17 protein-coding genes are annotated in these 16,536 nt (G+C 33.7%); 11 read left to right on the forward strand and 6 right to left on the reverse strand.

Features of this window, described 5'->3' with window-relative positions:
- Positions 1-167 precede the first annotated feature (167 nt).
- The 10 genes from L1276_RS06240 to L1276_RS06285 all read left to right on the forward strand — a co-directional run bounded on the left by L1276_RS06240 (position 168) and on the right by L1276_RS06285 (position 9,697).
- Positions 168-1,172 (forward strand): bifunctional oligoribonuclease/PAP phosphatase NrnA, encoded by a 1,005-nt coding sequence (locus tag L1276_RS06240; protein ID WP_253786216.1) that lies wholly within the window; start codon positions 168-170, stop codon positions 1,170-1,172.
- A 7-nt stretch (positions 1,173-1,179) separates the two neighbouring features.
- On the forward strand, positions 1,180-1,842 hold the full coding sequence (gldI, locus tag L1276_RS06245; RefSeq protein ID WP_253786219.1) for a gliding motility-associated peptidyl-prolyl isomerase GldI: 663 nt from the start codon (positions 1,180-1,182) through the stop codon (positions 1,840-1,842).
- Positions 1,843-1,858: 16 nt separating this feature from the next.
- Positions 1,859-2,932, forward strand: a complete 1,074-nt coding sequence (locus L1276_RS06250; RefSeq protein WP_253786220.1) for a peptidylprolyl isomerase — start codon at positions 1,859-1,861, stop codon at positions 2,930-2,932.
- Positions 2,933-2,978: 46 nt separating this feature from the next.
- A complete protein-coding gene (locus tag L1276_RS06255; protein ID WP_253786222.1) occupies positions 2,979-4,109 on the forward strand; it encodes a peptidylprolyl isomerase in 1,131 nt (376 codons plus the stop codon).
- Between the two features lie 203 nt (positions 4,110-4,312).
- Complete coding sequence (locus tag L1276_RS06260) at positions 4,313-5,209, forward strand: DMT family transporter (protein WP_253786224.1); 897 nt, start codon at positions 4,313-4,315, stop codon at positions 5,207-5,209.
- Positions 5,210-5,297: 88 nt separating this feature from the next.
- Complete coding sequence (locus L1276_RS06265; RefSeq protein WP_253786226.1) at positions 5,298-5,654, forward strand: DoxX family membrane protein; 357 nt, start codon at positions 5,298-5,300, stop codon at positions 5,652-5,654.
- A 33-nt stretch (positions 5,655-5,687) separates the two neighbouring features.
- A complete protein-coding gene (gene aqpZ / locus L1276_RS06270) occupies positions 5,688-6,395 on the forward strand; it encodes an aquaporin Z (RefSeq protein ID WP_253786228.1) in 708 nt (235 codons plus the stop codon).
- 120 nt (positions 6,396-6,515) lie between these two features.
- Entirely contained in the window at positions 6,516-7,352 is an 837-nt protein-coding gene (locus L1276_RS06275) for a sterol desaturase family protein (RefSeq protein ID WP_253786230.1), read from the forward strand.
- Between the two features lie 111 nt (positions 7,353-7,463).
- Entirely contained in the window at positions 7,464-7,742 is a 279-nt protein-coding gene (locus tag L1276_RS06280; protein WP_253786232.1) for a DUF2805 domain-containing protein, read from the forward strand.
- 101 nt (positions 7,743-7,843) lie between these two features.
- Positions 7,844-9,697 (forward strand): peptidase M61, encoded by a 1,854-nt coding sequence (locus tag L1276_RS06285; protein ID WP_253786233.1) that lies wholly within the window; start codon positions 7,844-7,846, stop codon positions 9,695-9,697.
- An 89-nt stretch (positions 9,698-9,786) separates the two neighbouring features.
- On the opposite strand, the gene L1276_RS06290 is transcribed toward L1276_RS06285, so the two are convergent.
- The 3 genes from L1276_RS06290 to L1276_RS06300 all read right to left on the reverse strand — a co-directional run bounded on the left by L1276_RS06290 (position 9,787) and on the right by L1276_RS06300 (position 13,008).
- The gene (locus L1276_RS06290) at positions 9,787-10,230 is read right to left on the reverse strand and encodes a hypothetical protein (protein ID WP_253786234.1); all 444 of its coding nucleotides are present in this window, start codon (positions 10,228-10,230) and stop codon (positions 9,787-9,789) included.
- A 75-nt stretch (positions 10,231-10,305) separates the two neighbouring features.
- Entirely contained in the window at positions 10,306-10,665 is a 360-nt protein-coding gene (locus L1276_RS06295) for a hypothetical protein (protein WP_253786235.1), read from the reverse strand.
- Positions 10,666-10,677: 12 nt separating this feature from the next.
- On the reverse strand, positions 10,678-13,008 hold the full coding sequence (locus tag L1276_RS06300; RefSeq protein WP_253786236.1) for a GH92 family glycosyl hydrolase: 2,331 nt from the start codon (positions 13,006-13,008) through the stop codon (positions 10,678-10,680).
- Positions 13,009-13,126: 118 nt separating this feature from the next.
- Between L1276_RS06300 and L1276_RS06305 the strand changes: the two genes are divergently transcribed.
- Complete coding sequence (locus L1276_RS06305; RefSeq protein WP_253786237.1) at positions 13,127-13,750, forward strand: M949_RS01915 family surface polysaccharide biosynthesis protein; 624 nt, start codon at positions 13,127-13,129, stop codon at positions 13,748-13,750.
- A 126-nt stretch (positions 13,751-13,876) separates the two neighbouring features.
- Here the strand turns inward: L1276_RS06305 and L1276_RS06310 are convergent, their stop codons facing one another.
- From L1276_RS06310 to L1276_RS06320, 3 genes are all read right to left on the reverse strand, one after another.
- On the reverse strand, positions 13,877-14,485 hold the full coding sequence (locus L1276_RS06310; protein ID WP_253786238.1) for a GNAT family N-acetyltransferase: 609 nt from the start codon (positions 14,483-14,485) through the stop codon (positions 13,877-13,879).
- Positions 14,486-14,722: 237 nt separating this feature from the next.
- Positions 14,723-15,079, reverse strand: a complete 357-nt coding sequence (locus L1276_RS06315; RefSeq protein WP_253786239.1) for a hypothetical protein — start codon at positions 15,077-15,079, stop codon at positions 14,723-14,725.
- 169 nt (positions 15,080-15,248) lie between these two features.
- Positions 15,249-16,427 (reverse strand): AIR synthase related protein, encoded by a 1,179-nt coding sequence (locus tag L1276_RS06320; RefSeq protein ID WP_253786240.1) that lies wholly within the window; start codon positions 16,425-16,427, stop codon positions 15,249-15,251.
- Positions 16,428-16,536 lie beyond the last annotated feature (109 nt).

The following is a 16,536-nucleotide window of genomic DNA, read 5'->3' on the forward strand; positions in this document are numbered from 1 at the left end:
AAGTAGAAATCCGCTTAAATCAGTCCTTCCGCGAAGGCGAATCCATGTCACCCGTTGCCGATTTCCAATACAAAACAATTTAATCCCAAAATAAATGAAAACTGAAACTAAAAACTGCGACTAAAATATTTTCAGCATTACATTAAAAAAATGTAAATTCGCACACTATGAAAATACAAGATATTCAGGCGATTCAATTATTGCTTGCTGCTCCAAAGAAAATCGTAATAATTCCGCACAGAGGACCAGACGGTGACGCCATGGGTTCTACTTTGGCATTATACCATTTTCTATTAAAAAACAATCATCAGCCAACGGTGATTGCTCCAAATGATTTTCCGGATTTTTTAGCTTGGTTACCCGGTTCTGAAACTGTAAAAATCTTTGAAAAAGACACTGAAAACTGCACTAAAATATTAGAAGAAGCCGAGTTAATCTTTACACTTGACTTTAATGCTTTTCACCGAACAGGCGAAATGGAACATACTTTAGTAAAGCTTACTGCTCCATTTATCATGATCGATCATCACGAAAAACCTCATGATTACGCTGCTTATACCTATTCTGATCCTTCATATGGATCAACTTGTGAAATGGTTTACAACTTTATTTCTTTCTTAAACAAAAAAGAAGATATAGACAAAACCATTGCAACTTGTATTTATACCGGAATTTTAACTGATTCTGGTTCGTTTCGCTTTCCGGGAACTACAGGAAACACACACAGAATTATTGCTGAGTTAATTGATTTAGGAGTTGAGAATACGCAAATTCCAGTGTTATTATACGATAACAGTTCATACAGCCGTTTGCAATTGCTAGGACGTGCACTTCAAAACATGAAAATTTTTGAAGCTCATAAAACCTCTTATACCTCACTTACTCAGGAAGAATTAGATTCTTTTAATTATGTAAAGGGTGATACTGAAGGAATTGTAAATTATGGTTTAAGCATACGAGGAATTGTATTTACCGCTATCTTTATCGAAAATAAAGATGAAAAAATCATTAAAATTTCATTCCGTTCGCAAGGAGGATTTGATGTAAATCAGTTTGCTCGTGATCATTTTAACGGAGGCGGGCATGTGAATGCTGCTGGCGGAAGATCTGATACTTCTATGGAAGAAACGCTTAAAAAGTTTGAAGATTTAGTAACGAAACTAAAATTATAAAACCAATATGAACTACTTAAAACTTAGCATTTATTCACTGCTTTTTGCAGTTTTATTGGCAGGCTGTAAACACCATGAAGAAGCGCGAAGACCTATTTCGAGAGCTTCGGGTAGTTTTATGAAAAAATCGGCCGATAGAAATAAAAAGTTAGTGGCCAGCGAAGAAGATGTTATTAAGAAAATCATCAAAAACAATCCGAAAGTAAAATATTACGCTACAAAAAAAGGATATTGGTTTAGTTATGATGAAAAAAGCGCCACAGAAACCACTGCTCCGCGCAAAGGAGATATTGCTTACTTTAATCTGGAAGTGAAAGATATTGAAGGCAAAATCATTTATTCTGAAGCCGATCTTGGTCCGCAGACGTATTATGTAGACAAACAAGACATCATGATGGGACTTCGTGACGGAATTAAGTACATGAAAAAAAATGAAACCGTTACGTTCTTGTTTCCTTCTCACATGGCTTATGGTTATCATGGAGACAATAAAAAAATTGGACCTAATCAATCCTTAATCTGTACGGTTACGCTTCGTAATTTTGTTCCAGATCCGGCTGCTCAAAATGCAGTGGCTGCTCCATCAGCACAAACTCCAAAACCTGCAGCAACAAAGCCTGCAGTGGCAAAACCCGCTGCTCCGACTAAAAAAGATACATTAAACCCATAAAAAAACATTTTAAGAAATGAAAAAAAGTATTTTAGTATTACTACTTGCCGTTAGCTCATTTTATTCTTGTAAAGACGAACACAGCAATTTACCTGATGGTTTATATGCTGATATCGAAACTAATAAAGGTCATATTATCGTTGAATTAGATTATAAAAAAGCTCCTGTAACTGTTGCTAACTTTATAACATTGGCTGAAGGAAAAAACGAGTTTGTTACTGATGAAAGTTTAAAAAATAAACCTTTCTATGATGGCTTAAAATTCCACAGAGTTATCGCAGATTTCATGATTCAGTCAGGAGATCCCCTTGGAACTGGTTCTGGAGATACAGGATATAAATTTAAAGATGAATTCTCAGATTTAAAATTTGACAAAGCTGGTGTTCTTGCAATGGCAAACAATGGACCCGGAACAAACAGCAGCCAATTTTTTATTACACATGTAGAAACTCCTTGGTTAAACAACAAACATACAATTTTTGGTCATGTTGTTGAAAAAGGACAAGAAGTTGTAAATAAAGTCGTTCAGGGTGATAATATCGTATCTGTAAAAATCATCCGAAATGGTGAAGCTGCTAAAAAATTTGATGCAGTAAAAGTTTTCCATGATTATTTTACTGAAATTGCTAAAGAGAAAAGCAAATTTGCAGGAGTTCAAAAAGAAAAAGTAGAATATTATGCTTCTATAAAACCAAAAGCAACTAAAACGACAAGTGGTTTAGAATATGTTATTACTGAAAAAGGTGCGGGTAAAACACCGGCAACCGGAACTCAGGTTTACATTCACTATGCCGGTTTCTTAGAAGACGGAACTTTATTTGATTCAAGTATTGAAGAGGTTAATAAATCTTTTGGGAAATATGATGCAGCAAGAGCTGAAGCAAAAGGTTATCAGCCAATTCCATTTCAGGCAGGACGTAAAGACGGTCTGATTCCTGGATTTATTGAAGGCATCGAAAAACTTTCTTTTGGAGACAAAGCAGTTCTTTTCATTCCATCACATTTAGCTTATGGAGAAGCTGGCGCTGGAGGAGTTATTCCGCCAAACGCAAATATTATTTTTGAAGTTCAATTATTAGAGAAACCGTAATTATACTATCCTATAATTACTATCATAGACTTAAATTCTAGATACAATGAAATTTAAATTTCTATTTTTATTTTGTCTGGCTGTCGTAAACATTCAGGCACAAGTTAAAAAACCAGCAGCAAAACCTGCTGCAAAAGCAGGAGCAGTAAAGACTGTTGCCGCGGCAGATCCAAACGAAGGGATTTTTGCTGCGATTTCTACAACCAAAGGAGACATTATTTTATCATTAGAATATGTAAAAGCTCCTGTAACGGTGGCAAACTTTATTACTTTGGCAGAAGGAACAAATCCTAATGTAAAAGCATCTCTTAAAGGAAAACCTTTTTATGACGGTTTAAAATTCCACAGAGTTATTAATGATTTCATGATTCAGGGTGGTGATCCTGACGGAAATGGTTCTGGTGGTCCCGGATTTTCTTTTAAAGATGAATTTGCAGACGATTTAAAATTTGAAAAAGGCGGTGTATTAGCTATGGCAAATTCTGGTCCGGCAACAAACGGAAGCCAGTTTTTCATTACACATAAAGATACACCTTGGTTAAACGGAAAACATACTATTTTTGGTCATGTAGTTTCTGGAATGGACGTTGTGAATAAAATTGTTCAGGACGATGTTATGACCAAAATTGTAATTACATGTAAAGGTGCTCCAGCAAAGAAATTTGATGCTTTAAAAGTATTAAGTGATGATGTAAAAAAAGAACAGACCAAAAAAGACGAAGCTAAAAAAGTAGTGGCAGCAAAAGCCGCTTATTTTACAGCAACAAAAGCTAAAGCGACTGCAACATCATCTAACTTAAAGTATGTTATTACCAAAAAAGGAACTGGCGTAAAAGGTGCTGAAGGTTCCAATATTTTTTTCCATTACGCTGGATATTTTGAAGACGGAACTCTTTTTGACAGTAGTATAGCCGAAGTTGCAAAAGCTTACGGAAAATACGATGCTAACAGAGATGCACAAGGCGGTTACAAAGCTTTCCCTTTTACAGTGGGTAAAAAAGACGGTATGATTCCTGGTTTTATTGAAGCTCTGGATATGATGACAGATGGAGAAAAAGCCATTTTCTTCCTGCCTTCAAACCTGGCTTACGGAGAAAAAGGTGCCGGAGGTGTAATTCCACCAAATGCTACTTTGATTTTTGAAATTGAAACTTATCAAAATCAACCAGCGAAATAATTTTTTCTTAAAAAATTACCAAGCCGTCAAATCTAAAAATTTGACGGCTTTTTTATTTCACACATTCTGCTAAATCTTCAAATTTCAATTAAATAAAAGCACTTAAACAGACGCAATGATAACGTTTGCGTATATTTTCTATTAATTCCTAAACAAAATAGCTTACCTTTGCCAGCTTGAATTTTTTAAAACATACAATCAAAATGTCACAAAACAACGTATTAAAAGGAGTATTTTTAGTTGCTTTAGGAGCTACAAGTTACGGAATGTTAGCTACTTTCGTAAAAATGGCTTATACTGAAGGATACACTACAGCAGAAGTAACAACATCACAATTTATACTTGGTATAATTGGTATTTTGATTATAAACGCATTTCAAAAGGCAAAAAATAAAGAGAAAACTGTAAAAGCCTCTCCAAAAAACATTTTCAATCTAATGCTTGCCGGAACTTCCTTAGGAATGACCAGTTTATTTTATTATTTAGCGGTAAAATACATTCCGGTTTCTATTGGAATTGTTCTGTTAATGCAGACAGTTTGGATGGGAGTTTTACTGGAAATGATTTTAGAAAAAAAACTGCCTTCAACGCAAAAAGTAATTGCTGTTTTAATCGTTCTCGTTGGAACTGCTTTGGCAACCAATATAATCAACAATGACATTCAACTGGATTGGCGTGGTATTGGCTGGGGAGTTTTGGCCGCAGCTTCATTTACAACAACCATGTTTACTGCAAATCGTGTAGCTACAGAGATTTCTTCTGCTCAACGCAGTTTATATATGCTGCTGGGTGGTGCTGTAATTGTATTTACTTTTGGCTTCATTACGCAGGTTACACCTTTTAACCTGACAATTTTCTTAAAATGGGGAATTATTTTATCATTATTTGGAACTATCATTCCTCCAATGCTTATGAATTTAGGTTTTCCGTTAACCGGAATTGGATTAGGAAGTATCGTTTCTGCTTTAGAACTTCCCGTTTCGGTAATGATGGCGTTTGTACTTTTAAATGAAAAAGTAATCTTGCTGCAATGGCTTGGAATTATTTTAATCATTTTTGCTATCATTATTATGAATGTGAACTTTAAACGAAAAATTTAAGACTTTTTCGCCTTATTAAAAAAATACTGTCTTGTAATGTAATAAGTGTTAATTTTTTTCATAATTTAGTCATAAATAATTAATTATCATGAACTTACCTTGGCATTTATATTTAATGGCGATACTTTATATACTTGCCGGATTCAATCATTTTCGAAATCCAGGAATGTACACTAAAATCATTCCTCCTTTTTTTAAAAACCCAAAATTAATCAATGTTCTAAGCGGTATTGCCGAAATTGTATTAGGTATTTCTCTAATGTTTTCGTTTACAACACAATACGCCGCATGGGGAATTATTGCACTTTTAATTGCCATATTTCCTGCCAATTTATATATGTTTCAAAATAAAAAAGCAAGTTTTGGTTTACCAAAATGGATTTTATTTGTACGTTTACCCTTGCAATTAGTTTTGATTGTATGGGCATTCCAATATACCCTTTAACAAACAAATCTATTAATCTAAAATTATTTTATTATGAAAAAATTGTTTGCAGAGTTCTTTGGAACTTATTGGCTGGTTTTTGGAGGATGCGGAAGTGCCATTTTTGCTGCCGCATATCCTGATTTAGGAATTGGGTTTGCAGGTGTTGCTTTGGCATTTGGTTTAACGGTTTTAACAATGGCTTATGCTGTTGGTCATATTTCAGGCGGACATTTTAATCCTGCTGTTTCAATTGGCTTATGGGCTGGCGGAAGATTCTCTGCCAAAGATCTAATTCCGTATATAATTGCTCAGTGTGTTGGTGCAATTACTGCAGCAGGAACCTTATATACAATAGCATCTGGAAAAGCAGGATTTGTAATTGATAATACTAAAGCCGGAGCTTTTGCCTCAAATGGTTTTGGCCCTTTTTCTCCAGACGGATATTCATTACAAGCTGCGTTTATAGCTGAATTTGTGCTGACATTGTTTTTCTTATTGATAATTTTAGGGGCTACTGATAAATTTGCAAGTACAAGTTTCTGTGGTATTGTAATTGGTTTAGGACTGACTTTGATACACTTAATCAGTATTCCAATTACCAATACATCTGTAAATCCTGCAAGATCCTTATCTCAGGCAATATTTGCAGGCGGAACACCGCTTTCACAGGTTTGGCTCTTTTGGACAGCACCAATTTTAGGTGCTATTGCAGCCGGATTTATTTATAAATTATTGCTGCAAAACCACGCAGAGGCTTAAAAATTCTATATAATTCTAAAATTAAAAGAGAAAATCTGATATATTTATATTGGGTTTTCTCTTTTTCTTTAGATAAAAACGAAAAAGAACTGCTTCTTTCTAACTTAAATCTAATTTGTTATGAATGAAATTATTTCTTACTTCAGCACCATTCCGTCTTCACACCGAAGTTTAATTTTAGTGGGCGGTATTACGATTTTTTGGCTAATTGAAAATACATTCCCGTTGTTCCAAATGCAGTATCGAAAATGGCATCATGCCGGAATCAATATTTTCTTTACCATTACGACTATCATTGTCAATTTCATTCTGGCTTTTATCCTGATAAGAACAGCTGGCTGGACAACCGAAAACCATTTTGGAATTTTACAATGGCTGCCTCAAATACCTGCCTGGCTTTATACCATTATAGGATTATTGCTGCTCGATTTAATTGGTGCCTATCTTGTTCATTTGGTCGAACATAAAATAAAATTTTTATGGCGATTTCATCTTATTCACCATACTGATACCTGGATTGATACAACAACAGCAAACAGGCATCACCCGGGAGAAAGTATAATTCGTTTTGCTTTTACCACACTTGGTGTTTTTATTGTGGGAAGTCCAATGTGGATGGTTTTTCTATATCAGTCATTGTCTGTAATAGCTTCTCAGTTTAATCATGCGAATATTTCTCTGCCAAATAAACTAGATGTTTTTCTCAGCTACTTTATCGTTTCTCCAAATATGCACAAAGTGCACCATCATTATATTTTACCTTATACAGATAGTAATTATGGTAATATTTTTTCCGTTTGGGACAGGCTTTTTGGCACTTTTACCACTCTGCCAAAAGATCAGTTAATTTATGGTGTTGACACGCATATGGAGCGCGAAGAAAACAATCAATTAAAAAATTTACTGCAAATTCCGTTTCAAAAATCAAGATCTGCAAAAAATACTAAAAATCAATAAAAAAATATCGCTGAGCGAAACAACTAATTATTTTTTTTATTAATATTGATATATAAAATGAAAATCAATCTATTAATCATTAACCCTCTATTTTGAATTAATTTTCACGAGATGAAAAAGAGTAACCGCAAAGAATTGAATTGGGAACAAACGGAAAAATTAGTTTCGTTGGCCTTAGAAGAAAGAAATCCATTTGAAATTATAAAAAAAGAATTTGGATTGGCAGAAAAAGAAGTTCTTGAGATCATGAAAAAGAAAATGCCTCTTGAAAAATTTGAGATGTGGAAGAAGAAAGCTATTGCAAATAAACCAAAACCAAAGCCCGTTAAAATTGATGATTTTGACGAAGATTTGGACGGCAAATATTACATAAAGAATAAGTTCGACTAAGATTTAAAACTCCTGTTTTCGGGAGTTTTTTTTATATTTTCAATTTGATTGTAACGTTTACATATTTTTTAAGTCCAATAGACATAACTAAACATAAACAAATGAAAAAAATACTTTACACCTTAGCTCTTGCGGTAACGCTTTGGAGCTGTAAAACAGGTAGTACTTCTGGAAAAAGCAATATTGTAGGAGTTAATATTAATTTGGTTGATGTAAAAGATGATAAAGTTTTAGTAACGGTAACACCTCCGAAAATTAAAACAGATGAAATCATTTACAGCATTCCTAAAACTGTTCCTGGAACCTATTCTACTGATAATTATGGAAAATATTCCGAAGATTTTAAAGCTTTTGATGTTAAAGGAAATGCTTTAACTGTAAAAAGACTTGACGATAATTCCTGGTCTATTTCGAATGCAAAAGCTTTAGCAAAAATCACTTATTTAGTTAATGATACTTTTGATACTGAAAAAGGAACCGGATTTGGTAATGACGACGTTTTTTCTCCGGCGGGTACAAATATCAAGGCAGGTGTAAATTTCATGGTAAATACACATGGTTTTGTAGGTTATTTTAAAGACAATTTAGAAGTTCCTTATAAAGTTACCATTACTCATCCTGAAACACTTTGGGGCGCAACATCTATGACAGATGAAGATGCAAGCAATACAAGTGATATTTTTACGACATCTCGTTACGCTGTTTTGGTTGAAAACCCAATTATGTACTCTAAACCAGATTACACTACTTTCAACGTAAACGGAATGGATATTTTAATTGCGGTTTATTCTCCAACTGGAAAATATACGGCGGAAAGTATCACTCCGGAAATGAAAACAATGATGACGGCTCAAAAGAACTTTTTGGGTAAAGTAAATGCTACTAAAAAATATACCGTTTTATTATATTTATCGAGTATGGCAAAAGATGATGCACATGGTTTTGGGGCTTTAGAGCATCCAACAGCCACTACAGTTGTACTTCCTGAATCTATGCCGAAAGAAAAACTGGTAGAATCAATGAAAGATGTGGTCTCTCACGAGTTTTTCCATATTGTAACTCCTTTGACTATCCACTCAAAAGAAATTCAGTATTTTGATTATAATGCCCCTCAAATGTCTGAACATTTATGGATGTACGAAGGTGTAACGGAATATTTTGCAAACCTTTTCCAAATCAATCAAGGTTTAATCGATGAAGCTGAATTTTATACTCGTATAGCTGATAAAATTGAGCAGGCAAAAAGCTTAGACGATACCATGTCGTTTACTGTAATGAGTAAAAATGTATTAGAGCAGCCGTACAAAGACCAATACTTAAATGTGTACCAAAAAGGTGCTTTGATTGGAATGTGTATTGATATTATCATTAGAGAAAAAAGCAACGGAGAAAAAGGAATCCTTGATTTAATGCATAAATTATCAAGCGAATACGGTATTGAAAAACCATTTAACGACGATGAGCTTTTTGCTAAAATAACCTCTTTAACTTATCCTGAAGTGGGTGAATTCTTAAACAAATATGTTAAGGGAACGACACCAATTCCTTACGATTTTTACCTTGCTAAAGTAGGTGTAACAAAAGCTCGTGAGAAAAAAGCCGGTCCAATTTTCTTAAAAGGACAAACTCCCTATATCACGATTGATAAACAGACAAAAGAAATTGCTGTTCGTTCTGATATTGAACCAAATGAATTCTTCAAAAACCTTAATCTAAAAGGCGGCGATAAAATTTTGGCAGTAAATAACAAAGCGTATTCTCTAGAAAATATTTACGATCTTATTACTGAAAGTGAAACCTGGAAAGAAAATGATCCAATTACTTTAAAAGTAAAACGCGGCACTAAAGAAGAAACTATAAAAGGAACAGTTAAACTTCCATTTGAAGAGACTGAAACTTTTAAAGCAACTGATGCTTCTAAAGACAAACTTAAAAATGCATGGTTAAAAGGATAATTTCTTTAAACTCATAAAAAAAACCGACAAGAAATTGTCGGTTTTTTTTATATCTATTTTGTAAGAACTTTGTAAAAGTTTTTGATATACTATTTCTTAACCGGAAACTTCCAGTCAAATTCATCTTTACTATTGATAATCGCTCCTATTTCGAATTTTACAACCTCATCAAATTCTGTTTGAAGAATAAACCAGTTGTCTTCGTTGAAGTAATTTTCGAAAGTATCAAAAGTTTCCTGATTGTATTTTGTGATGCCTTTTGCAGCGAAATCTTTCTTTACATCAGCAATTTTTCTTCCTATTAATTTGAATCCAAAAACCTCCAGATCATTACTTGAAGCCACAAGATAACCTAGTTTCGAATCTTCTTCTTCATAAAATGTCAATCTGATTTTATGTGCATTATATACAAAAATCACATTATCATCTTCGTCTTTATAACTTTTATCAGGTTTTCCTAAAACAGCTGTAACATCGTTCTGCTTCATTCCGAAAAGCAGTTTATCAATTCCTGATTTTAAATTTATTTTCATATTTACTTTTGTTTAAAGTGCAAATTTCGTGAAGTTTTTATAAAGTTGACTATATTTCTTTTTTAATTAAATAAATTATTTTATACGACCAACCTTTTGGGCAACTGCTATATAATCTTCAGATTCAACAAAATCTATAGCTTCTAATATTACTCTTTTAAAGGAATCTCTTTCTTTTTTCGAAATGTCTGGACCAAATTCAGCAATTTTAATTTCTAAGAGCAGTTTTTTTTCTAATTCTGATCGAATATCGACGTCTTTACCGTCAAAACGAAGACTGCCAGGAGTTGGCTTAACATAATCTTTTGTACTTTTTTCTAACAACATCTTTTGTACAAATTCAACTTCATAAAAAACTGAATTATCTTTTTTCATTTTTAAAGTTATGGTTCCTCCATCCATCCAAAACAATACTTCTTCAATCACTATTTCCATAAAAATAAAAATCTAATATTCTTTCTTATTCGGTTTTGAACTCATATAAAACGTAATTTTCCCGCCATTGATAACATCTGAATGCTTTAAGAAAGGCTTGTTCAATTGTTTTCCGTTCAGCAAAACTTTGCTCACAAACACATTTTTATCGGATTGATTTACGGTTTCTACTTCGAAATTTTTCCCGTTTTCTAAATTAAAAACGGCTTTTTTAACCAGCGGACTTCCCAATGCATATTCATCAGAACCCGGTGCAACGGGATAAAATCCTAAACTGCTGAAAATATACCAGGCACTCATTTGTCCGAAATCGTCATTTCCGCCCAAACCATCGGCACCATTTCTGTACATTTTCTTCAAAATCATTCTAATTTTATCCTGAGATTTCCATGGCGAATCTGTCCAATTGTATAAATAGACCACATGATGAGAAGGTTCGTTTCCGTGAACATAATTCCCAATAATTCCGTCTCTTGTAATATCTTCAGTGTTTTCGAAATATTTATCTGGTAAATGCATATTAAATAATGAATCTAAACGAACTTTAAATTTCTCATCCCCACCCATCATTTTAATCATCTCTGCAGGATCTTGCGGTACATACAAACTGTAATTCCATGAATTTCCTTCAATAAATCCCTGTCCATGTGTATCCAGCGGATCAAATTCTTTTTTGAAAGTCCCGTCGTTTAATTTAGGACGCATAAATCCTGTTTTCTCGTCATAAACATTTTTATAATTTTTAGATCTTTCAATGAATTCATTATAAATATCTGTTTTGCCTATTTTTTTTGCAGCTTGTGCTATTGCCCAGTCATCATAAGCATATTCTAAAGTTTTAGAAACCGATGCTCCGTTTTTATCTTCCGGAACATATCCTTTCTTCATATAATATTCTAATCCATCAAAATAAGGCACTTTTGCCGTATTTACACAGGCCTGAAGTGCTTTTTCAGGATCAAAATTGGTATTTCCTTTCACGATTGCATCGGCAACTACCGAAACGGAATGATACCCAATCATGCACCAGTTTTCATTGGCATAATGAGACCAAATAGGCAGCATTTTATGAACGCTTTGGTCTGAATGTGCCAGCATTGAACTTATCATATCTGAATTTCGGGAAGGCTGTACAATATTAAACAACGGATGCAAAGCTCTATAGGTATCCCAAAGTGAATAACTGGTATAATTTTTAAAATTTTCGGCTTTGTGGACATTCATATCCAAACCTTTATAATTTCCGTCAAGATCCATATATTCTGTCGGACCTAAAAAGGCGTGGTACATTGCGGTATAAAAATTCACTAAATCTTCTTTTTGAATGGCTTCAACCTGAATTTTATTCAGTTCCTTATTCCAAACTTCCTGACTTTGCTTTTTCACTCGTTCAAAATCCCAATCCGGAATTTCCTTTTTCATATTTTCTAAAGCTCCTGCAGAACTTACAGGTGATAAGGCCATTTTAATTTTGATTTTTTCTCCTTCATTGGTATCAAAATCAAAAAACAATTTTAGATTTTGCCCTGCCATTTCTGGGAAATTCTTGGTTTGATCAAATCTTCCCCAAAAACCTCTGTAAACGCTTTTTTCCTGTGCAGCTTGTCCGTAACTTTTGATTGGTTTGCTGAAAGACATTGCAAAATAAACCGTTCTTGTTCTTGCCCAGCCGTTGGTTTGGCGATATCCTGTAAGCAAAGTATCATTTTCTATGCGCACAAAGGTCCAAACGTTCTTTTTATCATAATTATAGATTCCAGAAGTTAAATCAAGAATAATATGTGCTTCATCTGATTTTGGAAAAGTATATTGATGCATTCCAACTCTTGTTGTTGCCGTCAATTCTGCTTTGATTTTATGATCTTCTAAAAAAACGCTGTAATAAGCAGGTTCTGCTTTTTCAGTTGCATGAGAAAACGTTGATCGGTAACCTGAATGTGGTTTCGAAGCAACTCCTGGATTTAACTGCAGTTTTCCGCTTGTAGGCATGATTAAAAAATCGCCTAAATCTGAATGTCCTGTGCCGCTGAAATGTGTGTGGCTGAATCCTACAATGGTTTTGTCTTCATATTGATATCCGGCGCAATATTTATAAACTTCTCCATTGTATTTTCCGTTTAAACTGTATGCAATGGTATCAGTTTCCGGACTTAGCTGAACACTTCCAAAAGGCACAGTTGCGCCAGGATATGTATGCCCCATTTTTGCTGTTCCAATCATAGGATCAACATACTGAATTAAGTTTTTACTTTCTGTCTTTTTTTGCGCATTACTATTTATTGCAAAAACCAATAGTAAAACTCCAATTATAAAACGAAAATTAGATTTTAGCAGAATATTCATGTGGTTTTATTAAGTTTTTTAAGTTTAGAAAATTACAATAAAATTACTCTTTTAAAAAATTTAAATTTTAAACTAATTTCCATTTGAATATCTTTGATTTTCCAAAATAACTGCCAAAATGAAAAAAATCGCGATACTTCTTTTTCTCTTAAATTCTATATTTAGTTTTTCTCAAAAAGTTGAAAGTTACAAATTAACAAAAGAAGAAATTGTTCAAAGAGAACTTGATCAGGTTTCCGATTTTCCTATTTATCGTGCTTTTGAATACAGCGATAAAGGCGGCGTTGCGAATTTGATTTTAACCGAAAATCAAAAGAATATTTCAAAAAAAGATACCTTGAATACTAAAATTCAGGCGATCTGTGTAATGAATGATCATGGCGGTTTCCTTGAAAAATGGAGAATTAATGACCTTCTGGAAGATTATGTTCCGAAAGAAACTAACATCTGGTTCTGGACAAAATATTGCAGTACCAAAGATCTTGATGGTGACGGTTATATTGATCCGGTAATTGTTTATGGCACCAGAACGGAATATAATGAAATAAGACGTGTAAAAATCATTACAGTTTATAACAATAAAAAGTATGTAATTCGTGCTGTAGAATGTGATTTAGATCATTGCAGAAGTTTTAAAAAAGATACAAACTGGAATGCTTTACCTCAAAAAATTAAAACGTACCTCGATCAATTGGTGGTTAAACTTAGAAAAGAACAAAATTTGTTATTGAAAGATGGGTAAAATTTAATGGTGAATTATTAATTATAAATTCTAATAGTGATCATGAAATGGGCTGAACCGTTCTTTTTCCTTTTTGTTTCATATAGACCGGATTGAAATCCGGCCCTGCATTCTATCGGCTCTTTTTTAGAGCTTATTTTTTAAATTTTCTTTTACTTCGTCAAACCATTCGTCTTTTAAGATGCTTAAAACAATAGAGTCACGACGAACATTGCTATTTGCGGTTGGCATATGACTTCTTAAAACACCTTCAACTTTACAGCCAATGCTTTTCATTGCGGCAATACTGCGTTCGTTATTATTATCAGCGCGGAATTCTACACGTTCCATTCCTAAATTTTCGAAAGCAAATTGTAATAATAAAAATTTACAATGTTTGTTTAGTCCGGTTCCTCTAAAAGCAGATCCGTACCACGTATATCCTAATTGCAAGGTTTTAAAATCAATGTTAATATCATAAAAACGTGTTGAACCGGCATATTTTTGGGATTTTTTATCGAAAACTATAAAAGGAAATTCTTTTTCGTTTTCTCTTGCTTTAATTGCCTGCTGAATATAATTGATCAAATTTTCTTTTCCGTCGGCACCAACTAATGAGTATTTCCAGGTTTCTGGTTCGTTTATTGAAATATCCAATAAATTTTCTACATCTGATTCTTGAATTGGGCGCAACAAAACTAAATCGTCTTCTAGAATGATAGTATCTGTGAAATTGAAATTTGATGTTTTATTCATAATTCATTTTTTGGTTATTGAGTTATTCTTCGTGTATAAAGTCCCTATGGGACAAATAATAAATTACTAATACTTTTTTTACCAATACATAATCTCTACGAGATATTTATTCTAATTTGTGTACTCCGCTTGGAGTAAAATATTGGTAGCAAAAAAAGTATCTTAATAAAAAAAGTCCCGTTTGGGACTTTACTTTTGTATTCTTATTTTTCTGAAGTCCATAATTTCTTTAAAAAATTATTCGCTCATTTCATCATAACGTTCTGGAACCTGCGGGTCGTAAAGCGGACATTTGAATTCTTCCATTACCGACACCAATTGATTCATGGTTTTTCCTTCGGTACCGTAACAATCGATTTTTATACTTTGTGGTGTTGTAATTACCTGAAAAGCACCTTTTCCTGCATTATTTTTCCAGCTATTATCATCGACTCTTTCCCATTTTGAAAAAACAGAATTGATTCGGTTGATGATTACGTCAACAGGAAGTTCTGCAAGACCTTCTACTTCTTCTTTTTCAACAAGAGCTTCGTAAACCTCTTGATGGTTTAGGTAAATTTCGTCTAAATATCTCCAAAAAATCAGTTCGTACATAATGAGGTGTTTTTTTTAAACCATATAAGTGATATAAGAAAATATAAATAAGCTTCATCCTGAATGGAGTTAATACTTGTCAATTGGAAAGGGGCTTCGACTTCGCTCAGCCTGACAATCAACTGTATTCAGCTTAAAATGAACTTATATTACTTATATGGTGAATAAATTAATATTCGAATGTTCCGTATTCGCTGGTAATCGTTAGTTTTTTAGCATCGGCTGCTTCTACTCTACCCACGATTTGTGCGTCGACATTGAATGATTTTGAAATTTCTATGATATCTTGTGCGATGTTCTCCGGAACGTAAATTTCCATACGGTGACCGCAGTTGAAAACCTGATACATTTCTTTCCAATCCGTTTTTGATTGTTCCTGAATTAACTTGAACAATGGCGGCACCGGAAATAAATTATCTTTTATGATGTGCAAATTTTGAACAAAATGTAAAATTTTAGTCTGCGCACCACCGCTGCAATGCACCATTCCGTGAATCTCGCCTGGAGTGTATTTGTCTAAAATTTTCTTGATAATTGGGGCATAAGTTCTGGTTGGAGAAAGTACCAGCTGACCTGCATTTATTGGGCTGTTTTCAACGGTATCGGTTAAATTAACCTGACCGGAATAAATTAATTCTTCCGGAACTGCGGCATCATAACTTTCAGGGTATTTTTTGGCCAGATATTTTCCGAAAACATCATGACGAGCAGAAGTTAATCCGTTACTTCCCATTCCTCCGTTATAACTTTTTTCGTAAGCTGCCTGACCAAAAGAAGCCAAACCAACAATTACGTCTCCAGCTTTAATATTGGCATTGTCTACAACATCTGCACGTTTCATGCGAGCTGTAACAGTTGAATCAACAATAATAGTACGAACTACATCTCCAACATCTGCCGTTTCTCCTCCGGTTGAATGAATGGTTACACCGAAAGATTTTAATTCGTTGATTAATTCTTCAGTTCCATTGATAATTGCTGAAATAACATCAGCAGGAATTAAATTTTTATTTCTTCCAATGGTTGAAGAAAGCAAAATATTATCGGTTGCGCCAACACATAATAAATCGTCAATATTCATGATTAAAGCATCCTGAGCAATTCCTTTCCAAACAGAAAGATCTCCGGTTTCTTTCCAGTACATATAGGCCAAAGATGATTTTGTACCCGCACCGTCAGCATGCATAATTAAGCAGTGCTCATTGTCCTGAGTTAAATAATCAGGAACAATTTTACAGAATGCCTGCGGAAATAAACCTTTGTCAATATTTTTTATAGCGTTATGTACGTCTTCTTTTGATGCCGAAACACCTCTTTGTGCATATCTTTTGCTAGAATCTGAACTCATGAAAATTAGTTTGTGTTGATGTGGTGCAAAGATAATCCCTTTTTTTAATTCTTTGATTGATTCGTATGCCTGATTCATAAAAAAAATCGGCAGATTTGGATACTGCCGA

The sequence above is a fragment of the Flavobacterium sp. HSC-32F16 genome (assembly GCF_024171645.1).
Classification (GTDB): Bacteria; Bacteroidota; Bacteroidia; order Flavobacteriales; family Flavobacteriaceae; genus Flavobacterium.